The organism is Actinoplanes italicus, from assembly GCF_003001815.1.
GTDB lineage: Bacteria > Actinomycetota > Actinomycetes > Mycobacteriales > Micromonosporaceae > Actinoplanes > Actinoplanes italicus.
In genome coordinates, this window is the sequence record NZ_PVMZ01000003.1 from 329,215 (window position 1) to 352,284 (window position 23,070).

15 protein-coding genes are annotated in these 23,070 nt (G+C 72.4%); 7 read left to right on the forward strand and 8 right to left on the reverse strand.

Annotation, left to right across the window (positions count from 1 at the left end; all coding sequences use genetic code 11):
- Positions 1-56 precede the first annotated feature (56 nt).
- The gene (locus CLV67_RS09295) at positions 57-431 is read left to right on the forward strand and encodes an RDD family protein (protein WP_106316764.1); all 375 of its coding nucleotides are present in this window, start codon (positions 57-59) and stop codon (positions 429-431) included.
- Here CLV67_RS09295 and CLV67_RS09300 read toward each other — a convergent pair.
- Together CLV67_RS09300 and CLV67_RS09305 are read right to left on the reverse strand one after the other, a co-directional pair.
- Positions 417-2,627 (reverse strand): hypothetical protein, encoded by a 2,211-nt coding sequence (locus CLV67_RS09300; protein ID WP_106316765.1) that lies wholly within the window; start codon positions 2,625-2,627, stop codon positions 417-419. The two genes, CLV67_RS09295 and CLV67_RS09300, sit on opposite strands and share 15 nt — an antisense overlap.
- A gap of 4 nt (positions 2,628-2,631) precedes the next feature.
- Complete coding sequence (locus CLV67_RS09305; protein ID WP_106316766.1) at positions 2,632-3,612, reverse strand: hypothetical protein; 981 nt, start codon at positions 3,610-3,612, stop codon at positions 2,632-2,634.
- Positions 3,613-3,814: 202 nt separating this feature from the next.
- On the opposite strand from CLV67_RS09305, the gene CLV67_RS09310 reads away from it, so the two are divergent.
- The 3 genes from CLV67_RS09310 to CLV67_RS09325 all read left to right on the forward strand — a co-directional run bounded on the left by CLV67_RS09310 (position 3,815) and on the right by CLV67_RS09325 (position 5,988).
- A complete protein-coding gene (locus CLV67_RS09310; RefSeq protein WP_239166265.1) occupies positions 3,815-4,171 on the forward strand; it encodes a WXG100 family type VII secretion target in 357 nt (118 codons plus the stop codon).
- A 47-nt stretch (positions 4,172-4,218) separates the two neighbouring features.
- Positions 4,219-4,503 carry a WXG100 family type VII secretion target gene (locus tag CLV67_RS09315; protein WP_106316768.1) on the forward strand — a complete coding sequence of 95 codons (285 nt, stop codon included), beginning with the start codon at positions 4,219-4,221 and terminating at the stop codon, positions 4,501-4,503.
- A 309-nt stretch (positions 4,504-4,812) separates the two neighbouring features.
- Entirely contained in the window at positions 4,813-5,988 is a 1,176-nt protein-coding gene (locus CLV67_RS09325) for a S8 family serine peptidase (protein ID WP_170153795.1), read from the forward strand.
- Between the two features lie 1,253 nt (positions 5,989-7,241).
- Here the strand turns inward: CLV67_RS09325 and eccB are convergent.
- Together eccB and eccD are read right to left on the reverse strand one after the other, a co-directional pair.
- The gene (eccB, locus tag CLV67_RS09330; RefSeq protein WP_106316771.1) at positions 7,242-8,594 is read right to left on the reverse strand and encodes a type VII secretion protein EccB; all 1,353 of its coding nucleotides are present in this window, start codon (positions 8,592-8,594) and stop codon (positions 7,242-7,244) included.
- Between the two features lie 7 nt (positions 8,595-8,601).
- Positions 8,602-10,011 carry a type VII secretion integral membrane protein EccD gene (gene eccD / locus CLV67_RS09335; RefSeq protein WP_106316772.1) on the reverse strand — a complete coding sequence of 470 codons (1,410 nt, stop codon included), beginning with the start codon at positions 10,009-10,011 and terminating at the stop codon, positions 8,602-8,604.
- Positions 10,012-10,086: 75 nt separating this feature from the next.
- On the opposite strand from eccD, the gene eccCa reads away from it, so the two are divergent.
- The gene (gene eccCa, locus CLV67_RS09340) at positions 10,087-14,037 is read left to right on the forward strand and encodes a type VII secretion protein EccCa (protein WP_106316773.1); all 3,951 of its coding nucleotides are present in this window, start codon (positions 10,087-10,089) and stop codon (positions 14,035-14,037) included.
- Positions 14,038-14,221: 184 nt separating this feature from the next.
- Here eccCa and CLV67_RS09345 read toward each other — a convergent pair whose 3' ends face one another.
- The 4 genes from CLV67_RS09345 to CLV67_RS09360 all read right to left on the reverse strand — a co-directional run bounded on the left by CLV67_RS09345 (position 14,222) and on the right by CLV67_RS09360 (position 19,131).
- Entirely contained in the window at positions 14,222-15,256 is a 1,035-nt protein-coding gene (locus CLV67_RS09345) for a hypothetical protein (RefSeq protein WP_203737052.1), read from the reverse strand.
- Positions 15,253-16,593 (reverse strand): type VII secretion protein EccE, encoded by a 1,341-nt coding sequence (locus CLV67_RS09350; protein WP_106316774.1) that lies wholly within the window; start codon positions 16,591-16,593, stop codon positions 15,253-15,255. The genes CLV67_RS09345 and CLV67_RS09350 overlap by 4 nt, the downstream gene beginning before the upstream one ends.
- A 31-nt stretch (positions 16,594-16,624) precedes the next feature.
- Positions 16,625-18,283 (reverse strand): right-handed parallel beta-helix repeat-containing protein, encoded by a 1,659-nt coding sequence (locus CLV67_RS09355; RefSeq protein ID WP_106316775.1) that lies wholly within the window; start codon positions 18,281-18,283, stop codon positions 16,625-16,627.
- A 155-nt stretch (positions 18,284-18,438) separates the two neighbouring features.
- The gene (locus tag CLV67_RS09360; RefSeq protein ID WP_106316776.1) at positions 18,439-19,131 is read right to left on the reverse strand and encodes a DUF4191 domain-containing protein; all 693 of its coding nucleotides are present in this window, start codon (positions 19,129-19,131) and stop codon (positions 18,439-18,441) included.
- A gap of 137 nt (positions 19,132-19,268) precedes the next feature.
- Between CLV67_RS09360 and CLV67_RS51770 the strand changes: the two genes are divergently transcribed.
- On the forward strand, positions 19,269-19,445 hold the full coding sequence (locus CLV67_RS51770) for a hypothetical protein (protein WP_170153796.1): 177 nt from the start codon (positions 19,269-19,271) through the stop codon (positions 19,443-19,445).
- A gap of 15 nt (positions 19,446-19,460) precedes the next feature.
- A complete protein-coding gene (locus CLV67_RS09365; protein WP_239166266.1) occupies positions 19,461-22,676 on the forward strand; it encodes a helix-turn-helix transcriptional regulator in 3,216 nt (1,071 codons plus the stop codon).
- Positions 22,677-23,070: the final 394 nt, after the last annotated feature.

Below are 23,070 nucleotides of genomic sequence, written 5' to 3' on the forward strand. Positions count from 1 at the left end.
AGGCACGGCAGTACGCGAGCCGATCATTCGGACCATATCGCGTACGCTCGGCGACCGTGGTTGCTTTGAACGAGCCTGCCGGGCTCGGCCCCCGGCTCGGCGCGCTGGTCATCGACTGGGTGCTGTGCCTGCTGATCGCGAGTCTCTACGCCAGCCCGGCCGAGAAGTCGTGGCCCGCGGTTCTCGTGCTGATCCTCGCCAACACCTTCTTCCTGGGCCTGTTCGGGCAGACACCCGGCATGCGGCTGTTCCGGGTGCGCTGTGCGTCCTATCCGGACGGCGGCGTCATCGGCCTGGGCCGCGGCCTGCTTCGGGCGGTCCTGCTCGGGCTGTTCATCCCGGCGATCATCCTGAACAGCGAGGGCCGTGGCCTGCACGACCGGCTCGCCCGCTCGATCGTCGTGGGTGTACCCCGGTCACCGGCCCCGTAACGCCCGGCCGATGTCCTCCTCGGGACGGTCGTCACCGCGCCCGGCCACCACACCGCCGCCCGGAGTCCGTACGCCGAAGGCCTGATCGTCGGTGATGGGGTCGTCGGTCTGGCGAACCGGGATCGGCTCCCCACCGCCTCGCCGTTTTCCCAGCTCAGGAGCCACGGTGCCGGGCTTGTTCGGCTCCGCGTAACCCTCCGGCCGTGTGGCCGCCCGGCTGCGCAGACCCCACGGCCCGCCGTCCGGACGGGCGCGCTCCGGTGCGTCGATCACACCGTTTCCGCCGCGACGGCGGGCCTCCTCGGCGCCGAACAGATCCGACCAGGCCGCCGCACCGGGCTCCCGGCGGGGCGGGCGGTAGGGCGGGGGAGCGGCAGGGGAGACGGGCCGGTTCAGCACCGGCGGCGCGGTGCCGCCGGGACGCTGCGTTGCTGACGGCGTCCGGACCTCGGCGGCGCTTCCGGGCCGGGCACCACGATCTTCAACCGGATTCTTGAGTACGGGCGGAGCAGCCGACACCGGCGGCCGGCCGAACGTGTCCGACCTGCCCGGCGTCTGCGGTACCGGAGTCGTCCCGCCCGGCCGCGCGCTCCGGCGGTCGCCGGGGCGTCCCGTCGCCGGGGGCGGTGGCGTCACGCCGGGCGCGTCGCGGCCGGGACGGCCGTTCTGCGTCTGGGGCGGTGCGGGCGGCGTACCCGGCTGGGATCTGCGCCTTTCTCCGGGCCTTCCGGTGGCGGGAGGCGGGGTGACGCCGGGCCTTCCGGTGGCGGGAGGCGGGGTGACGCCGGGCCTGCCGTTGGCGGGCGGCGGGACGAAGATGCCGGGCGTGCCGCGTCCGGGGCGCTCGGTCTGCGGCTGCGGGGCGGCACCGGGCGTGGTGCGGGTCGGCCGCTGCTGCGCGCCGGGACGTCCGGTCTGCGGCGGGACCACCACGGGCCCGGTACGCCGGATCTCCCGGCCCCCCGGCGGCACCACCGGCGTGACCGGTGCGGCCGGTCGGCGGATCGTCCGTCCCGGAAGGTTGGGCGGGACCGCCACGATCGGTCCGCCCGGCCGGTTGACCTGCGGCGGAATGCCCGGGCGCACGGTGCCGGGCGGAATGACGACCGGCCCGCCGGTGCCCGGGACACCGGTTCCCGGAACGGGAAGTGGCTGACCCGGCAGCGCGCCCGGGGGAAGTGTTCCGGGCGGGAACACAGCGGGCGGCGCGACCCCACCGGGCTGCGGCAACGCGACGCCCGGCGGCAGGGTCCCGGGAGGCGTCACACCGGGGGGCAGAGATCCCGGCGGTACGACGCCAGGCTGCACCGGGGCCGGGAGTTGCACGCCGGGCGGCAGCAGTCCCGGCGGCTGGTTCTGCCCGGGCGGGATCACACCCGGCAGTTCCGCGGCGGGCGGATTGTTGCCGACCGGCAGCACCGGGATCGGCGGCGCGAACTGGCCGGGACCGCCGATCCCGCCCGGCCCTCCCGTTCCCGGCGGAAGCGCGGGCGGCTGGTTGAGCACCGCGTTCAACGGCTGCACCGGCGGACCGACCCCGTTGGACAGCACCGCGATGTAGTCGAAGAACTGGTCGCCGTAGTGCTGCGCCAGCCGCTGTGCCTCCAGCTGGTACCGCTGCCGGATCTGCGTCTGCTGCTCGGAGATGTGCTCCTCGGCCGCGGCGTCCCAGCCCTGCCCCTCGCTGAGCCACACGCCGAGGTGCTCGGCGAAGTCCAGGTTGGCCGAGTCCTTCAGCTCCCGCGCGTAGTTCACCTCGAGCCGCGCCATCGCGTACCGGGCCTCGTTGGAGACGTTGACCAGATGCCGCAGCGCCGTCACGTTCTGCTGGGCCGCGTCCATCCAGACGTCCAGGTAGGTCAGCGTCTCGCCCGGGCCCCTCCGCAGGAACGCGTCCCGTGCGGCCGGCGACTGCCACGACTCGTCGCGCAGAACATCGCTCTGCCTGATCAGGAAACCGCGCACGTCGGCCAGGAACGCCCACGCGTTCTGCCACTGGTCGGCCAGGGCGGCCATCTCCTCCGGATGCATGTTCGAGATCCGGTGCGAGATCTGCTCGATCGTCGTCTGGTTGCCCGGCCCCGGCGGTGCCGTGTACGGCAGCGTCGACGGCGGGTAGCTGCCGTAGTGCGTCTGTCCGCTGTACTGGCTGTACCCGTAGTTCGGGTTCGCGCTGGCGCCGTAGTGGTCAGCCATCGGATCAGCCGTTCACACGGGGCGTGCGGCCACCGGTGGCCTCGCCGGTCACGATCCGGTTCTTCTCCACGAGGTCGCCCTTCTCGTTGCGTTCCGAGACCACCTGGACCTGCTCACGGGTCGCCGGGTCGGTGCTCTCGACCGTCCTCTGCACGGTCTCGCCGGCCGCGTCCCGTACCTCGGTGCTGCGGCCGGTCACCCGGTCGCCGTCGAACTCGGTGCGCGTCTCGGTCGTGCCGGTCTGCTTGCCGTCCGCCCCGTAGACCTCCTGCACGGTGACTTCGGCGCCACCGGTGAACCGGGTCGACGTACGGGTCGTCACCGAGGAGACCGTCTCGCCGTTGCCGCCGAACACCGTCGTCGTGACCGTCGTCGCGCCGCCCGGCGGCGTGAACGTCATCACCTCGCGGCGCTCCCCGTTGGGCCCGGCCGCCGTCTCCAGCGTCTGATAGGCGGAGATCGGTGTGTTCGACGTGACCCGCCAGGCGCTGCTGCCCGCCGCCGGAACCGCGGTGCTGAACGCCGACTGCTGCTCCCAGAACGTCGCGCCGACACCCGGGGGCAGCCCTTCCGGTCTCGGTACGGACTTGTCCCCGTACGCGAAGAGAACGTCGTTGAGAGAAGCGGCGGAGATCGCGTCACCGGAACCGTAGCTGTCGGCGACCGTGCGAGCCGCGCTGCCGATGTTGCCCACCGACTCGGCCAGCTTCTGCAGGTAGACCGTCAGTTCGCCGGCGTTCGCGACCAGGCGGGCCCGCACCGCGTCGGCCTCGCCCAGCACCTCGCCGGTGAACGCCTGGCCGGGGATGTCCCCGAGCGGGCGCAGGTACGCCGCCCGTGACGCGATGTCCATCTGCTGGTTGGTGAGGGAGGCCGCGTACTCGCGGAGACCGTCGAGGTCGACGTCGACGGACGGACCGCCGGCCAGCCACGGCGCGTTCGTGTTCTGCGCGGTCTGCTCCGCGTAGGGATCGTCTGCGGCCATCACGCCTCCCCCAGGCTGTCGGTGATGCCACATCGCAATTGATCAAAATAATTGTCGATCACGATGAGCGGGTGACGCAGAAGAGTACGCCCGAACCCCGGATCGGGTTCGACGAGATTCTTTTGAAAAAGCTTCGAACCGAGTACGGGCGGACGGCGTACGGAGATGCATAACCCACTCACGAGATTCGGGGAGAGAGACAGTGGCGACAACTCCGGGCATGGGTCAGGTCCATGCCACACAGGAACAGCTCACCTCCATGGCGAACCGGTGCTCCGACACCGGCCAGAACATCTCGCGTGGCATGAACCAGCTGCTCGGCCAGATCCAGGGACTCAGCGGCGGCGCCTTCGCCGGAACCGCGAACAACGCCCTCCAGGACGTCTCGGCGCAGCTCAACGACGGTCTCAACAAGATCATGCAGGCGCTGGACGAGCTCGGCGGCAAGATGTCGGCCGCCTCGCAGACGTACGGAGTGAACGACGACGAGGCCGCCCAGTCCATCCGTGGTGCCGCCGCCGGTGGCGACAGCGCCGTCCTCAGCGCCCTTCGCGGCTGACCCTCCTGATCTCAAGGTCGGGACTTCAAGATTCGGGGAGAGAAATCATGAACATCACCTACAACTTCGGCCAGATCGCTGACGTCTCGTCATCCATCAACAGCTTCCAGGGCCAGATGGATCAGCAGCTCAACGACCTGTACACCGCGTTCACCCAGCTCTTCGCCCAGGACTGGACCGGCGCCGCCGGCACCGCCTGCGACGAGGCCCGGCAGAAGTGGAACCAGGGCGCCACCGAGATCAAGCAGGCCCTCGCCAGCGTCGGTGTCAAGCTGGGTTCCTCGGCCGAGCGCATGCAGCAGGTCGACGCGCAGATCGCCTCCAACATGTGACGAATCGACAACGTCACCCGGATCGGCCGCCGAATTCCTCCGGCGGCCGATCAATGCTCTCCGTTGAATTTCTGGGGCTTTCGGGGGTGCATTATGTACGTCATGAGAAACGTCTCGTCGATCATTACGACGTTCTCGGTGGCCGTGACCATGATCGCGGTTCTTCCCTCTTCCGCGCTCGGCGTTGCCGGGTCTTCTTCCGTGCTTGCTGTACCCGGATCTTCTTCCGTGGCCGTTGTGCCCGGCCTCTCCTCCGTGCGCGGCGTGCCTGGCCTCTCCTCCGTGCGCGGCGTGCCTGGCCTCTCCTCCGTGCGCGGTGTACCCGGGCAGGATTGCGCGCAGCCGGGGGAGGACCGGATCAACGGTTCCTGGGCCCGCGCCATGCTCCAGGCGGACGCGATCGGCGCCCTCGAAACCGGCGGCGGAACGCGTGTCGCCGTGCTCTCCACCGGTGTCGACCGTGGACAGCCGCAGCTCGGCGACCGGGTCCTCGCCGGTGACGACACCGTCGACAACGCGGGCACGGCAGACCAGGACTGCACCGGCACCGGCACACAGGTGGCCGGCGTCATCAGCGGACTCCGCAACGGCGGCGACAGTGACGCGGCCGGTCTGGCGCCGGGCGCCGTGATCCTGCCGGTCCGGGTCATGCCCGACGATCCGGCCGGCTCCGAGCCGACACCCGGCACCCTGACCCGCGGCATCCTCACCGCCGTACAGCAGAACGCCGACGTCGTCGTCGTGGCCGCACCCGTCTACCGGGACGACCCCGACCTGAAATCCGCCGTGGCCACCGCCGTCGCCCAGGGCACGGTCATCGTCGCCGCCGTAGGTGACCTCGGCTCCCGCGACGACGGCAACCCCGACCCGTACCCCGCCTCATATCCTGGCGTGATCGGCGTCGGAGCCGTCGACCAGAACGGGCAGATCGCACCGGCCTCCCAGTTCGGCGAGTACGTCGACCTGGTCGCACCCGGCGTGGCCGTGCCGGCCCTCCAGACCGGCCGAGGCCTCGTCGAGACGTCCGGCACCGCCGTGGCCGCCGGTTTCGTCGGAGCCGCCGCGGCGCTGCTCCGGGCCCGCGAGCCCCGGCTGCCCCCGGCCGAGGTGGCCCGCCGCCTGATCGCCACCGCGAGCCCCGCTCCCACCGGCCCCGCGTTCGGCGCCGGAGTCGTCAATCCCTACGCGGCCCTGACCGCCCGCGTGGTCGACACCGAGGCCCGCCGGCTACCCGCCCTGGAAGCGGCCCCACTCCCCGACGACACTGCCGAACTGCGGCGCCGAGCCATCGCCATCAGCAGCGCCGTGGTCGCCGCCGTCCTGGTCGTCGGCCTTCTGCTCGCCGCCGCAGCCTTCCGCCGAAGCCGCCGCCAGTGGCGCCCGGGCCTGGCCGTCCGCCCGAAGTCCCCACCCGAGCCCCTGGAACCGGGCCCGCCCGTCATGCTCCTCGACACCCCACCCCCCGAACCGGCCCGCCGCCCCTGACCTCCACCTCGCCAGACCCGACTCACCGCCGTCGCCCAGCGCAGTCGCCCAGCGCAGTCGCCCAGCGCAGTCGCCCAGCGCAGTCGCCCAGCGCCGGTCCCCTCGGTGTCCGTCGTCCCCGGTGTTCGGCGGTCCCGGCACGTGGCGGTCCCAGGTGCCGCGGTCTCCCGCCGGGTGGTCCCTGGTACCGCGGTCTCCCGCCGGGTGGTCCCTGGTGCGCGGCGTTCCCCGGCATGCCGCCGTTCCCGACGTGCGACCGACCCAGGCGAACGCCTCCACAACCCCAGCCGCCGATTGACGTTGTCGGCCACCAGTGGCTCCCGAACCCTTAGCCGATCTGTTGATCGTCCGGCTGCGGCGCGCGCACGCTTCCAGCGCTGCTGAACGGTCGGCTCTGAATCGTGCGCCTTTCCCTCTGTCCGATCAGTCGACTGTGGCTCGTGAACCCTTTCGCCGGTCTGCTGATCGGCTGGCTGTGCTTGGGGACCCTTTCGCCGGTCTGTTGATCGGCTGGCTGTGGCTTGGGGACCCTTTCGCTGGTCTGTTGATCGGCTGGCTGTGGTTTGAAGACTGCTCCGTGGGTCTGTTGATCGGTTGGCTGTGGCTCGTGGACCTTTCCTGGTCGGCGTAGCAGCCGTAGCTCGCGGCCCAGTGCCGGAGACCGGCCAAGACGATCACCTGGCACTGAGTTGTTGCGGGTGGGGTGCGCCTCCGGAGTCGGAGTCAAGGGCGGCCTGGGAGCCCTTCGGCCCTCTGGGGCACGTCATTCGGATTACCGGTCTGCCGTATGGCCCGCGGGCCGCCCAGAACCGCCGGCTGTCCCGGGGCACCTCATGACAGCGGGGATTCCGCGGCTGACGGGCGGGGACCTCGACCTCGGAGGCAGGTGATGCAACCGGGCACGCGGCCCGGTGAATGCGCGATTCGCTGCAGGATGTGATCGGCGGGACCGGTGGGTCCGTCTGTCCGAAAAGTATGGTCCGTGAGCCCCGTGGCATGTCCGCCGTGTACGCGGGGCTGGGGCCGCGAGTGGTGAGGGGGCCCGCCGGGGAGGGCTGTGTGGCTGGTCGAGGACCACCAGATGCGCCAGAGATCGGTGCGCGCGTGCGAAGCACGTGCGGTTGCGGGGAGGGGTCGAACGGGGAGTGGCGCATTCGGCCCGGCGGCGGCGTTGGGGCCCTGCGCCGGGAGATGGTCGCGGCGGAGCCCCGGGACGGCGGGGGTGCGGTGGGGAACGCTCTGGCCGTACCGGATCAGGCTGGTTGGCCCGCGGCAGCGGGATCGAGGGTGACCCCCGCCGGGATGGAGTTGATCAGGGCGGTCGGGACCTCGGCGGCGATCGCCGGGTTGTAGCCGAGACCGGCGAGAGCGTCGAGGTTCGGGATGGGGTGGCTCAGGCCGACGTCGGTCACCAGGGCGAAGCCGCCGGAGCCGGGAACCCGGACGAGGGCGAACCGGCCGCCGGGAACCTGGACGCGGTCGGCCAGGGGGCGGCCACCGGCGTTTCCACTGGTGGGGATGGCGGCGTTGAAGGCGCTGGCCGGGCCGCCCACCGAGACGGCCGGGGGCTTGGCGGCGTCCGTGGTGACGGCGCAGGCGGATTCGTCGCGGGCGATGGCGGCCAGTGGGGGGACCTGGTCGGGGCCGCCGAGGGCGCCTGCGGGGAGGGCGCGGCTCTCCGGGATGTCGGTGAGGTCGTTGACGGCGATCTTGCGGGGTTCGCCGAAGCCCTCGGCGGCGCTCAGGACCACCTGCTGCAGGGCGGTTATCGGGGCGCGGCCGTCGTTCAGGATCAGGTTGAACTGGCGTCCGCCGCCGGTCTCGGTGAAGACGATGTCGCCGATGTCGAGGCCGGGAGCGGCGTCGGATCCGTCGCCCAGGTTGCGGATGTCGAACGGGACGATGTCGGCGCCGGATGGGAGCGCGTTGAGCCAGGCGGTGCCGATGCGGATGGGGGTCTGGTTGGGGCCGAACAGGGCGACCGAGGTGTCGCGTTCCGGGATCCGGAACTTGCGGCCCTGCCAGACCAGGTGGGTGATCTCGCCGCCGGGGTTGTCGGTGACCAGCAGGCCGCGGTTGCCGAGCGCCGTGCCGGTGGGGCCGGGCGCGCCGACGACCAGGACCGAGGTGGGACGGTCGGCGGTGATCGCGCACATCGCCCAGGGCAGGCCGGTCTGGCGGGCGGGCTCCGGTAGGGAGGCGGGCGCGCCGGCGATGCCGATGGTGACGCCGCGCGGGGTGCCGGCCAGTGACTTGGCGGCGATCCGGTAGACGGGTGGGTTGGGCCGGCCCGCGGCGAGTTTCGCGGACGCGAAGTTGAGTGCCGGGTTGAGGCGGCTTCGCAGGTAGACGAAGCTGGCGCCGGTCTCGCGTTCGACGACCACGGAGCCGTCCTGCTGCCACTGATTGGCGCCGGTACGGGTGAGCACGCCGTAGATGCCGAACCCGGCGGCCACCAGGATCGCCACCATCAGACCGCCGAACAGCGCGCCGATGCCGCGGCGCAGCGGGGACTGGGCCGGGTCGGTCTCGCGCATCACGAACGCCGAGATCACCCGCTGGTTCATGAACTGGTACGACTGCAACTGGTCGCGGCGGGAGATCATCGCGTGCTCATCCGCCGATGGAGGCGAACAGGCCCCGGATGTCGTCGAAGACGCCGATCACCGCGCACGCCAGCGGGATCAGCGCCATGATCGCGATGATGTCGAGGATGTCGGCGGCGCGGCCGAGGTACGGCGATGGAGCCCGCCGGCTGTAGATGAGCGCCGACGGCAGGGCGACCGCGACCACCCCCGCGGCGACGACGACCAGGACCACCCCGGAGACGGCGCCGGTCACGACCGGTCCGACGCCCAGCCCGCCCAGCCCCAGCAGCCCGGCGACCAGCAGCGGGACACGCTGCTGCGGGGTCGGCAGCAGGCGTGCGCGCAGCAGCAGGGCGGCGATCGCGGCGATCATCAGGAGCACGGCGGCGGTGTCCGGGGTGGACAGTGCGAGCCAGGTCATCGCCACGATGCTGCAGACCGCCGCGGACAGGATGAACCCGGTGAGTACCTCGGACGCGCGCACGACGGCCGCGAACACGTCCGCCCGGCGGGGCATCTGCACGTCCTTGAGGATGTCCTCGGCCCGGTTCGGCAGGTCCGGGAACGGTAGCCGGCCGAGCCAGCCGGCCAGCACCGGATAGGCGGGGAGCAGGCCGATCGCGGCGGTCAGCGCGACCGCTGCGGCACCCTCGCCGGACATCCCGGACAGCGACAGGCTCGCGGCGAGCAGGCCGGTCAGGGCCGCCGCGATGCCGGCCACGAAGAACCGGGTCAGCCCGGCCACCCCGGCATGGCACAGCACGCTGATCACCAGCAGCGCGGACGAGCCGAGGACCAGGCCGGGGGCGCCGACGTCGAGGAAGCCGTCACCCGGCCGGGTGAGCAGCCAGGCGCCGCCGAAGAACGCGTACGGCAGGCCGCTCGCCGCGACCACGGCGCCCGCGTTCGCGTCCTTGAACGCGCGGGACAGCAGGATGCCGAGCACCGCGCAGGCCAGCGAGACGACCAGCGCGATCACACCGGGCACCACCCAGCCGGGGCCGGTGGCGGCGAGCCCGGCCAGTCCCAGGAGCAGGGCGGCAGCGGTGACGGCCAGGCCGGTACGGCGGGTCGCGGACGGGTTCCACGAGCGTCCGGCCCGCCGGGAGCCGCTGGCGATCACCTCGACGACGTCGTCGTACGCCAGCTCGGGCCAGTCCTCCCGGGCCGGGTCGAGATGCAGGAGCTCGCCGTCGCGTACGCCCTGGGAGGCCAGGTTCTTGCCGGGTTCGAGGGTGGTGCCCGTCGCTCGGCGCAGCACCCATCCGCCGTAGCGTTCGGCCGGTTCACCGAGAGCGCCCTCGGCGTGCCGGAGCAGGTGCGGCAGCAGCTCGGCGACGAGCATGTTGTCGGGCAGGGCGAGATCGAGGCGGCGGGTCGGGGCCGCGATGGTCACCCGGGCCAGGGAGGGCCCGCTTGCTGCGGGTGCGCTCACAGTGGACAACGTAGCAGGATCGGTCCCCCGAGACGGATAGGATGTTGTCGCTACGTCACATACGGGGAGCCCAGAGTGACAGTGACGATCATCAGGCGACCGCCGCGCCGGCCCGCGCCCGCCATGCCGTCCGGCGAGGTTCCGCTCGAACCGCCGCCCGAGATCCCGCCACCCGCGGGCAAGGGCTGGACCAGGATGCTGATGATCCTGCCGATGGGCGCGGGCGCCGCCGCCATGGGCCTGATGATGGGTGCCCAGCGGGGCGGCCCGATCACCTATGTGGCCGGTGCGATGTACGGCATCTCCATGCTCGGCATGATGGCGATGATGGCCGCGAACACCACGGGGCCCGGCAAGCGCGAGATGATCGAGGCGCGACGGCAGTACCTTCGTCATCTGTCCCAGCTGCGCGCGCAGGTGCGCAACACGATCCGGCAGCAGCGTGAGGCGCTCTACTACCGCAATCCCGACCCGGAGACCCTCTGGACGTTCACCGACAGCGGCCGGTTGTGGGAGCGGCGGCGCGGTGACGCCGACTTCACCGTGGTCCGGATCGCGGTCGGCCCGCAGGAGGTCGCCACCCGGCTCGTCCCGCCGCAGACCCGCCCGGTCGACGAGCTGGAGCCACTGTGCACGATGGCGCTGCGCCGGTTCCTCAACACGTACTCGGTGGTCCCGGACCTGCCGGTGTCGGTGGCGCTGCGCGACTTCTCGCACATCTACGTGCGCGGCGCCGACCGCGCGGCGCACGACTTCAGCCGGGCGTTGCTGGCTCAGATGGTCACCTTCCACGCCCCCGACGACCTGCGGGTCGGCATCTGCGTGCCGGACCACGAGCGGGCCCGGTGGGAGTGGGTGAAATGGCTGCCGCACACCCAGCATCCCGGCAAGACGGATGCGATCGGACAGGTGCGCCTGGTCGCCCCGAGCGTGCCGGCGCTCGAGGCGATGCTCGACGACGTGCTGGTCAACCGGCCCCGCTTCGACCCGGCCGGTGCGCCCGGCGGCGGGCCGCACGTCATGGTGATCATCGACGGCGGTTCGACGGCCGGTTCCGACCATCTGATGACCGAGGGCGGCGTCGCCGGGGTCACCATCGTCGACCTGTCGGTGCCGCCGCCGCGGCTGCTCGACGACAGCTCGGTGGTGCTGGAGATCGCCGCCGACGGCACGGTCACCGGCACCACGATGGACGGTCCCACCGAGGTCGGCCGGGCCGACGTGCTGAGCCTCGCCGAGGCCGAGGTGCTGGCCCGCGAGCTGGCCCCACTGCGGCTGTCGGCCCTCTCCGACTCCGACGCGCCGGCCATCTCGCAGGACACCGGGCTGGCCGAGTTGCTGGAGCAGTCCGACCCGTACCAGATCGATCTGAACGAACTGTGGGCCAGCCGGCCCAACCGCGACCGCCTGCGGGTGCCGATCGGTGTCGGCGCCGACGGGCGGCCGGTCGAGCTGGATCTGAAGGAGTCGGCGCAGGACGGCATGGGCCCGCACGGCCTGCTGGTCGGCGCGACCGGCTCCGGCAAGTCGGAGCTGCTGCGCACGCTGGTGCTGGCCCTGGCCATGACGCACAGCCCGGAGATCCTCAACCTGCTGCTCGTCGACTTCAAGGGCGGCGCCACGTTCGCGTCGCTCGACCGGCTGCCGCACACCGCGGCGATGATCACCAACCTGGAGGACGAGCTACCACTGGTCGACCGGATGCTCGGCGCCATCCAGGGCGAGCTGACCCGGCGGCAGGAGCTGCTGCGCAAGGCCGGCAACTACGCGTCCCAGCGTGACTACGAGCGGGCCCGGTCGGCGGGTGTGCCGCTGGCCCCGCTGCCCAGCCTGCTGTTCATCGTCGACGAGTTCTCCGAGCTGCTGAGTGCCCGGCCGGACTTCATCGACATGTTCGTCCAGATCGGACGCGTGGGCCGGTCGCTCGGCATCCATCTGCTGCTGGCCTCCCAGAAACTCGAGGAGGGGCGTCTGCGTGGACTGGAGTCGCATCTGTCGTACCGCATCGGTCTGCGCACCTTCTCGTCGATGGAGTCGAGGGCCGTGCTCGGCGTGCCGGACGCCTATGAGCTGCCCCGATCGCCTGGGCACGGCTACCTGCGGACGGGCACCGAGGGCCTGATCCGGCTGAAGGCCGCCTACGTGTCCGGCGCCGTCCACCAGAACGGCGACCTGCCCGGCGTCGGCGGCCGCGGCGGCAACCCGATCCGCGACTTCTCCACTTTCTACGTCGCCCCGCTGCGCGAGGAGCTGCCGGACACCGAGGAACAGCCCGAGGAGGAGACCGCGACCGGCGACACCCTGATCGAGGTGCTGGTCCGGCAGATGGAGGGCAAGGGCGCGCCGGCCCACGAGGTGTGGCTGCCGCCGCTGGACAAGGCGTCCACGCTGGGCCAGATGCTGCCTCCGGCGATCACGCTGCCGGAGCGGGGGCTGACCGTCGACGCGGAGGACCGGTTCGGGTCGCTGCACGCGCTGGGCGGGCTCATCGACAAGCCGTACGACCAGCGCCGCGATCCGATGTGGCTGGACCTGTCCGGAGCCGCCGGCAACGTGATGATCGTCGGGGCGGCCCAGTCCGGCAAGTCGAACCTGCTGCGCACGCTGATCATCAGTCTGGCGCTCACCCACACCCCGCGGGAGGCGCAGTTCTACGGCCTGGACTTCGGTGGTGGCCCGCTCAGCGCGCTCGCCGACCTGCCGCACGTGGGCGGGGTGGCGACCCGGCGTGACGTGGACAAGGTCCGGCGTACCATCGCCGAGCTGCACGGACTCATGCGCGCCCGGGAGGAGATGTTCGCCACCGAGAACGTGGAGGGCGCCGCGGCGTACCGGCGTGCCAAGACGCAGGGCCGGTTCGCCGAGGACGCGTTCGGTGACGTCTTCCTGGTCGTGGACGGCTGGGCGACGATGCGGTCCGAGTTCGAGGACCTCGAGCAGACCGTGCACGAGCTGGCCAACCGCGGCCTCGGCTTCGGCATCCACGTGCTGGCCGCCACGAACCGGTGGATGGACGTGCGCCCGCAGATCCGCGACGCCTTCGGCACCCGCATCGAGCTGCGGCTCGGCGAGGCCAGCGACTCGGTGATCAACCGGCGGGAGGCGGTGAACGTGCCCGAGGACGCGCCCGGCCGAGGCCTCACCCCGGACGGCTACCACTTCCTCGCGGCGCTGCCCCGCATCGACCGTGAGCAGCGCGTCGACGATCTGGCCGAGGCGGTCGCCGAGCTGGTCCGGCACGCGGGCGAGCACTGGACGGCGACCCCGGCGCCCCCGGTCCGGCTGCTGCCGGCCGAGCTGCCGTTCGAGGCGCTGCCCCCGGCCCGTGGCGGGACCGTGCCGATCGGCATCGCCGAGGCCGACCTGCAGCCGGTCTCGCTGGACTTCGACGCCGAGCCGCACGCGCTGCTCTTCGGCGACGTGGAGAGCGGCAAGAGCTCGTTCCTGCGCAGCCTCGCGAAGTCGATCGTGGCGTCGCACACTCCCGCGCAGGCCCGGCTGCTCCTCGTCGACCTGCGGCGCAGCCTGCTCGGGTGCATCCCGGCCGAGAACACCATCGGGTATGGCACGTCGCACCAGGTCACCGCCGATCTGATCAACCAGGTGGCGGTGGCGATGCGGGAACGCCTGCCCGGCCCCGACGTCACCCCCGAGATGCTCAGCAACCGCAGCTGGTGGAAGGGCCCGGAACTCTACGTCCTGGTCGACGACTTCGATCTGATCGCGTCGGCCAGCCCGAACCCGCTGACACCGCTGCTGGAGTTCCTGCCACAGGCCCGCGACATCGGTCTGCACGTGGTGATCACCCGGCGGATCGGCGGCGCGGGGCGGGCGCTGTTCGACCCGGTGATCGGCCGGATCCGGGAGCTCGCCTCACCGGGGATCATGATGTCCGGGTCGCGCGAGGAGGGCCCGCTCTTCGGCAACGTCAAACCCCAGCCGCTCCCGCCCGGCCGCGCGTGGATGATCACCCGCCGGCACGGCGCCCGTCTGGTCCAGCTGGCCTGGTCGCCTCCGGTCAGATAAAACCCTCATATCGTACGGTCTACGCCCGCCACGATCGCATCGATCGTGTCCCGTGCCTACAGCGCGACGCCCGCGATACTCCCGGCCTCGACGCGACCGCCGGGCTTATGCGGTGGTCACCGGCTGTGCCCCACCGCTGTCTCAAGCCCGCTGAGACAGCGGTACGGCACAGCCGGGGGTTGATCTAGCGGCGGGGCAGGCCGATGTACTGCTGCTCGATGCCGGTCTGGTTCAGGAACAGGTAACGGTCGTCGCCGTCCCCGATCAGCACCATCATGTCGTCGTTCATCGACTGCAGGAGCTGCCCGCTGTGCGGCCGCAGTTTCAGCGCCGCCGCGGCCAGGGTCGCCTCGTCCCCGCCCAGCCGTTGCATCACCACCAGCGACGCCTCCTGCAGCGCCGGCACCCCGGCCCGGTCCAGCTGCCGCAGGACGGTCAGCTGGCTGTGCCACGGCCCGAGCGGCGGACTCGTCATCGGCCCGGACAGCCCCAGGTCGTGAACGGTCAGCAGGGGCGTCTGGGCGGTCCCCGAATACGGCCCGCCCGGCTCCGCCGCCACCACGGTGAGCCGATGCTGCTGCCCGGTGGCCCGCTCGCCGAAGCCGGTCCACGCGTGCGGCTCGGTCGTCACCACGACCACCCGCGCACCCGCCGCGAACGCCCGGAACAGCATCAGCTGAGCCGCCCACACCCCGCCGACCAGCGTCACGCGTACCGGCTCGGGCGCGAACAGCCGCAACGGCACCGGCGCCTGCTGCTGGTCGCGGCCGATCAGGAGCCCGGCCGGCGCCGGCTGCCCGGCCGTCATCCGGCGCAACCCGGCCCGCGGGACCGCGTGCCAGCCGATCCGCAGCCTGCTGGTCCGCCCGGACGGACCGGTCCGGTCGCGGGGCCGCTCCTCGTCGCCGGGTCCCGGTGGCGGTCCGCCCGGCTGATCCGGCAGAAAGGTGCCCGGCCGGGCCAGCGGCGCCGAAGTGACCACCGGCGCGGCCTGACCCTGCGACAGCGGCTCCGCCTGACGCCGGCCCTGCGCGAACGGATCGGCCGGGCGCTGACCCTGAGCGAGCGGGTCGGCCTGAGGCCGGCCCTGCGCGAACGGATCGGCCGGTGCGGGCACCGGAACGGCCGCACGTCCGGAAGTCACCTGCCCCGGCTCGCGCGGCCGGGGCACCGGCTGCTGCCGGTAGGCGGCGTTGTCGTCGGGGTACGGCCCGCTCATCCCGCGCCACCTCCGGTGGGGGCGGTCGCGTACGCCGCCGGTCCGTGTTCCCCGTCGAGCGGCTGCAACTCGCCGCCGACCCGGCGCACACCCTCCTGCAGCACCCGGTCGAGCGCCCGCAGGTCGGCGTCCGGCCGGGTCGCCAGGCGGATGAACGCCCGCATCGCCACCTCGTCGCCACCGGTCACGTCGAGCACCAGCGCGACACTGGTCTGCGCCGCCGGTGCGGTCGCCGCCCACCCGAACAGCGACCCGATCTCGGTCGCCGACCCCGGCCAGGTCTTCAGCCAGTACGTCCGATGGATCAGCCGCGCCGACCGCCAGTGCGTCCACGCCTCGTCCACGCCCGGCCCCTCGGCCGGCGCCCACGACTCGACGTCGCAGGAGCGGGCCAGCAGCGCCGTCACCTGCTCCGAGTCGAGCGGGCGGCCGGTGACCCCGAGCCGTCGCAGGCCGGTCGCCACCTTCCGGGCCAGCCCGGCGACGAGCCGGGCCGCGTCCTCCGGGTCGGTGGTGTGGTCGAGCACCGCCTCGGCCAGCGCCTGCGCGTCGATGCGCACACTGATCGTCGATTCCCGATACGCCGGGACCGGGGCCGGGCTGACCGTCTCGACGAGCTGGCGGTAGGAGGCTCCGGACGGCGACGCGGCCGGCACGTCCGGGCTGGGCGCCGGAACAGTGTGCGTGACCAGCTCCATCACGAGGCCGGGCTGGCCCGTGCCGGAGAGCACGCCGAGCAGCGTCTCCAGGGGAAGCGGCGCGGCCGCCGGATCGAGCGCGACGACCGCGAACCAGCCGGCCTCGTCCCGGGCCACGCCGACCGGGTCCTCCGGGGCCCCCGCCCGGTCGACGGCGCTGACGTCCTCGATCACCAGCCCTGGCGCGATGGTGCGCAGCGCCGCCAGCACCGGCCCGGACCGGGGATCGAGACGCGCCGCCCGGCGCCGGCGGTGATCGCGGGCCACCTGGCGATGCTCCAGCCACCAGCGGTGCTGCCGGCGGGTGAAGAAGACCAGCAGGAGCACCGCCGAGCCGGCCATCGCGGCCACCAGCGCCACCGGCGAGCGCGTGATCGCGGCGACCAGGGCGAACAGCGCCGCCTCGGCGGCCAGGATCTGCGCCAGGCTGAACGGGCCGAGATGCCCCTTGCGCGGTACGGCCCGGACCGTGACCTCGGGCGCCCGGAACTGCGGAGCCTGAGCCGGACGCTGCGCCGGCATCCTCGGCGGCGGCTGCGGCGGGGGAGCGGGGCCACCCCGGACCGGCGCGCCGGGCGGCCGCAGTGGCGCAGCGGCCGCTGTGGCGTTGCCGTACGTTCGTCCGTCACCACGGTGCATCCGGCCACCTCCCCGTCACGTCGACGCTAGATCAGCGAATCGCCACCCGCAGATCGGCGAGCATCAGTGTCCGAAGGTCGTCACGGCTGGGCATCCGCCCCATCGCGCGCAACCGGCCGGACTGCGCCTTGCGCATGCCCTCCAGCAGCTTGCGGGCCTCACGGGCGTTGCCGAAGTTGCGGTCGCGCTCCAGCTGCCCGAAGTGCTCCCACAGCGCCTCCGGCAGGCCGTCGGCGAAGACGTAGTCGTCGTGCCGCGCGATCCGGTCGGCGATCCGCACCAGTTCGTCGGGCCCGTAGTTCTCGAACTCCAGGGTCTTGGCGAACCGTGAGGCCAGACCGGAGTTGGCGTCCAGGAAGTCGAGCATCTCCCGGGTGTACCCGGCGACGATCACGGCGACCTGGTCCCGGTGGTCCTCCATCAGCTTCACCAGGGTGTCGATCGCCTCCTGGCCGAAGTCGGCGGCCGCGCCACCGGCCCGGGCCAGCGTGTACGCCTCGTCGATGAACAGCACCCCGCCCATCGCCTCCTCGAAGACCGAGGTCGTCTTCTCCGCGGTGTGTCCGATGTACTGCCCGACCAGGTCGCGCCGGGACACCTCACGGAACTGCCCGTTCGGCAGCACGCCCAGCGCCTTCAGCAACTGTCCGTAGATGCGGGCGACCGTGGTCTTACCCGTCCCCGGGGCGCCCGTGAAGATCAGGTGGTGACTCACGGCGCCGACCGACAGGCCCGCGCCGCGCCGCCACTCGTTCACCTGGATCTCGTCTATCAAGGCCCGGACCTCGTTCTTCACCCCGGCCAGGCCGATCATCGAGTCGAGCTCGGTGAGCAGACGCTCGACCTCGGCCGCGTCCTGGGCGGCGCCGGCCGCCATCACACCGGCCTGGGGGAGACCGCCACCGTCGCTCAGGGTCACCGTCGCCTTGGCGCCGGGATCGACTCGTACCGGCGGATCGGCGGTCTCCTCGACCCGGCACTGCTCGACCACGGCCGTGCAGCCCGAGCCGATCACGATCCCCGAACCGGACGTCTGGTGCACCCACGTGTCGACGATCCGCGGCGCGCTCGCGTAGGCCACCACGATGCCCGCGTCACCCGTGCCGGAGACGTCACAGCGCTCGATCACCGGGCGTCCGGACTGGTAGACGTAGATGCCGCGGTAGCCGCAGTCGCTGACCTTCGTACCGCGGATCACCGGGTCGGCGCCCAGCCGCACGATCACCCCGTCGTCGGAGACCCCGCGGATCTCGCACGACTCCACCGTGCCGCCCGCGTCGGAGAAGACGAAACCGTGCTGGCCCGTGACGACGCGGACCTCGACGGCCTCCACCAGCGCCCCGCCCTCGGCCTGCAGGGCCGCGCCGTAACCCGCGGACAGCTCGCAGCGGCGCAACCGCACCCGCCCGCCGCTGATCACCACGGCCGGATACTCGTCGGACGTCCACGCCAGCCCGTCCACCTCCACGTCGCCGGAGGTCACCGACAGGGCCGGGCCGTCCAGGCCGGACGCGTCCACGATCGCCGAACCCGGCTCGCCGGAGGCGCGCAGCGTGAGACGGCGGCGGGCCAGGTCGACGCGTTCCCGATAGGTGCCGGGAGCCACCTCGACGACGGCGCCGTCGGGTGCCACCTCGAGGGCGTCGCGCAGAGTCGGGAAGGTGCCGGGAACCGCCAGGGTGCTGACCACGAGCGGAACTCCTTCGAGCCCAGGGTGCGAGTCTGCGTCACTGTCCGGCGTGGACCACCGGAAAGCGGCGTAGACCCGAGGCTAGCGCCCCGGGCCGATCATGGAGACATTTGATTTTGCCGGCTGCTTACCCCGTACCCCAGGAAGGGTTTTGATCAGCGGGGGCGCTGCTGGCGGAACGCGCCCTTGCTCGGCCGCATGCTCTTGGGGATCGCGCCCTTCGGCATCTGCGGCCGCGACATCAGCGCGCCGAGACGCTTGTCGAGCGAGTTGACGTCCTTGCCGGTCAGGTTCTTGGGCAGGCGCAGCATCGTCGAGCGCAGCTTGCGCACCGACAGCTGGCCCTCCTCGGTGCCGATCACGTAATCGTAGATCGGGGCATTGCCGATCACCTTGACCAGGCGCTTCTTCTCCTGGCTGAGCAGGCCGCGCACCCGCTGCGGGTCGCCCTCGCCGAGCAGGATCACGCCGGGCTTGCCGATCACCACGTGCACCATGTCGAACTGCGTGGTGGAGCTCGCGGCCGGGCGGACCCGCCAGTCACCGCGCATGTTCTCCATCAGCGACGCGGCGGCGCCGGGCTGGCCCTCCGCCACGTTCATCATCGCCGTGTTCGAGCGCAGGTTGAGCACGATGAGCACGGCCAGCAGCGTGAACAGGATGCCGACCGGGATCCACGGCCAGGCGCCCGTCAGGAGCACGATCGTCACGGTGATCGCGAGCGGGATCGCGATCGCGCCGATCACCAGCGGGACGAACCACTTGTCCTGCTTGGCGGTGAACGCGAACACCTGGCCGATCTGCTTCAGGCGTACGCCGAACGACACCTTCTCCTGGGGTTTTGCCATGCCGCGAAGTGTAGTGGGACTCAGGTACCTTACGGCGTCCTGGTGCCCCTCAGCCGCGCGCGTAAGGTGGGGCGGCCGTGACGGATGAGGCGGCAGCCCCATGTGGCCGGGCCGCCTTCGGGCGAAGAGTCTTCCCCATGATTCCTTTCAGCGACCCCGGCACCCACTTCCAGCTCGCCCGTTTCCGTATCGACCACATGCTTCAGGACGCCGAGAACCACCGGGCCGTCCATCAGGACGAGGCCGAACGGCCACCACGCCGCCGACGCTGGCGGGTGCGATGGGTCACCCGGCGCCGGTCTCTCGCATCCTGAAATCGACAGAAAATCATGTCGTACGCGCGTGGCATGCTCGACCTCATGACGGTGAGCGCGCACAGTGCGGTCCTGGTCGGGCGCGCGCCCGACCTGGCCACGCTGCACGACGCGCTCAAACGGGCACGCGGCGACGAGCCGGCCGCACTCCTCGTCGGCGGTGAGGCCGGGGTCGGCAAGACCCGCCTCGTCGAGGAGTTCTGCCGGTCCGCCGACGCGCGGGTCCTCCTCGGCCAGTGCCTCGAGCTCGGCGAGGAGGGCCTGCCCTTCGCACCGTTCGCGGCCGCGCTGCGCGAGCTGTCCCGGCGTGAGGGCCGTGAGGTCTTCGGCGGGCGTGAGGCCGAGTTCGCCCGGCTGCTGCCCGAGCTGGGCCTGCCACCCGACCTCGGCGAGACCCGCCGGGGCCACCTGTTCGAGCTGGTCGGGTCGCTCTTCGCCCGGCTCGCCGCGGAGCGTCCCGTCGTCCTCGTGGTGGAGGACCTGCACTGGGCCGACCGGTCCACCCGCGACCTGATCGCCTTCCTGGTCCGCTCGGCACGCGTGCCCGGCCTGCTGCTGATCGCCACCTACCGCACCGACGAGCTGCACCGCGGCCACCCGCTGCGGCCGTTCCTGGCCGAGCTCGAACGGGTCCGCGGCGTCCAGCGCCACGACCTCGACCGGCTCGACCGCGACGCCACCGCCGAGCTGCTCGGCCACCTCCTCGGCACCGAGCCCGACCCGCCGACCGTCGACGCGATCAGCCGGCGTGCCCAGGGCATCCCGTTCTTCATCGAACAGTTCGCCGCCTCCGCCGACCCCCGCTGCGGCGACATCCCCGAGACCCTGCGCGACCTGCTGCTCTCCCGCGCCGACCAGCTGCCCGACACCGCCCAGCGGGTGCTGCGGGTGGCCGCGGTCGGCGGCATCCGGTTCGGCCACGAGCTGCTCGCCCGGGTCGCCGGCGTCGACGAGACCACCCTGGAGTCCGGGCTCCGCGCCGCCGTCGCCGCCCAGCTCGTCGTGATCGACCCGGACGGCGACTACGAGTTCCGGCACGCCCTGGTCCGCGAGGCCGTCCACGACGACCTGCTGCCCGGCGAGCGCTCCCGCCTGCACGCCCGCTACGCGCAGGCCATCGAGTCCGAGCCGCATCTCGTCGACGCCGACCGCGCCCCCGCCGAGATCGCCCACCACTGGTTCTCCGCCCGCGACCACGCCCGCGCCCTCGTCGCCGCCCACGCGGCCGCCGACGCCGCCGGCCGCCGCTACGCCTTCGCCGAACGCGCCCGCCTCCTCGACCGCATGCTCGAGCTGTGGGAGCAGGTGCCCGACCCGGCCGCCCTGCTCGGCGTCGGCCACCTCGACCTGCTCGAGGAGGCGGCGCTGGCCGCCATCGACTCCGGCGAGCATCAGCGGGCCATGACCCTCACCCGCGCCACCCTCGCCGACCTCGACTTCGAGGCCGAGCCGCTGCGGGCAGCCCGCCTGCTCGTCCGCCGCGCCAAACTGCTGCGCAACGCGGGCAAGAGCGACGGCGCCGCCGAGGCCCGCGAGGCACACCGCCTGCTGTCCACGGCACCCGGTGACAGCGAGTCGCTGAAACTCGTCGCCGACGTCGTCTACGTGCTGGCCGCCACCGACCCCGACGAGGCCGACCGGATCGCCCAGTCCGTCCTGGCCGCCGCGGCCCAGCTCGGCGACGAGGCGGCCCAGGTCGCGGTCGAGGTCACCTACGGCAAGGTGTGCAGTGGCCGCCTCCCCGCCGCCGAGAGCGTGCCCGCCATGCGCCGCTCCGTCGACCGCGCCCGCGCTTCCGGTGACATTCCCAACCTGGCCGGCGCCCTGGTCAACCTCTCCGACTCGCTGTACGAGCTGGGCGCCTACGCCGACTCCGCCGAGGCCGCCGCCGAGGGCGTCCCACACGCCGACCGCGTCGGCGTCAGCCGCACCACCGGCGTCTACCTGCTGGCCAACCACGCCGAGGCCCTGATGGCCCTGGGCCGCTGGGACGAGGCGGACGCTCTGCTGGCCCAGGCCGCCCGCCAGGACCCACCCGGAACCCTGGCCCTGCCCTGGCTACGCCTCCGAGCCCGCATCCGCCTGGCCCGAGGCCACGACGACGGGGCCGCGGCCCTGGTCAAGCAGGCCGTCGCCTTCCTGGCCAAGCCGTTCCTCACCCACGAGAGCCGCCTCTCCCTGCTGGAGTTGCGCATCGTCGCCGCCCTGACCGCCGGTGACGGTCCCGCGGCCCTTGCCGCCGCCGAGGCCGCCGTGCGGGACCACGGGATCCTGGAACGTCCGCGCTACAGCTGGCCGATCCTGGCCGCTGCGTCCCGCACCCTGATTCGTCCTGGCTGGTCTTCGCCCTCCCGCCCTTCCGCCTCGGCCCATCCCGGCCCTGCAGAGCCGTCCGCCTCGGGCACCGGTGCGGTGGGCCGGTCCGGCTCTGACGGCGGTGCGGTGGGTCGGTCCGCCTCAAGCGACGGTGCGGTGGGTCGGTCTGGAGAAGTCGCCGCAGGGGGTCGGGCTGAAGGTGTTGCTGCGGTCGGTCGGCAGGGAGAGGCCGCCGTGGTGGGCCGGTCCGGAGAAGACGCCGCGGTGCGTGGGGCCGGAGAGGCGACCGTCGTGGGCCGGTCCGGAGAAGACGCCGCGGTGCGTGGGGCTGGAGAGGTGACCGTCGTGCGTCGGCCCGGGGAAGTCGGCGCTGTGGGGCTGGCGGAGACGATCCGCGAACTCGCTGACCGCCTGCCGCGGCGCCATCCCGCGGACCAGGCCTATGCCGCACAGGTAGCCGCCCTCCTCGATGGCGGCGCTGAGCGCTGGCGCTCGGCGGTCGACCACTGGCGGGTCGACGGACAGCCCTACCAGCTGGGGTGCGCGTTGCTGGGCCTCGCCGAGACGATCGCCGCCGACCGCCCGGCCGCAACCGCCGCACTCACCGAGGCCGGCGCGATCGCGGCCGCACTCAGAGCCCGCCCGCTGGCGGAGGCGGCCGAGGTCCTGGCCCGCAGGCTGGGCGTCAGGAGTGCCACGGTCCCGGCCGCACTCACCGAGCTGCTGACGGCCCGCGAACGTGAGGTGCTCCGCCTGGTCGCCGAGGGTCAGAGCAACAGTCGCATCGCTCAAGCCCTGTTCATCTCCCCGAAGACCGCGAGCGTCCACGTTTCCCGGATCATCGCCAAGCTGGAGGTGACCAACCGGGTCGAGGCCGCCGCCGTAGCCCACCGCCTGGGCCTCCTCAACACCTGACACAGCCCGCCCGCCGATGCCCGATCCGATCCAAGCCGCAGGTCACCACGCCGCAGGGTTGCCGTCTCGCGTGGTGATGTCTGGTCTGGTCCTGGGCGTAGGTCACCGCGCCGCAGGGGTTGTTGTGTTGCGTGGTGATGTCTGGTCTGGTCCTGGGCGTAGGTCACCACGCCGCAGGGGTTGCTGTGTTGCGTGGTGATGTCTGGCCTCGTGCGGGGCGTAGGTCACCACGCTGCGATGGCGTGGCCCTTGCGCGGTGACGTCCGGGGCGATTCAAACCGTAGGTCACCACGCAGGTGGCCGGGTCAGGTGCCCGGGCCGGAAACGCTAATGGCGGGGTGTGGGGGTCCGATATTGGGGGCCGAATCAAAGCCAGGAAGACCGCCGAGTTCAG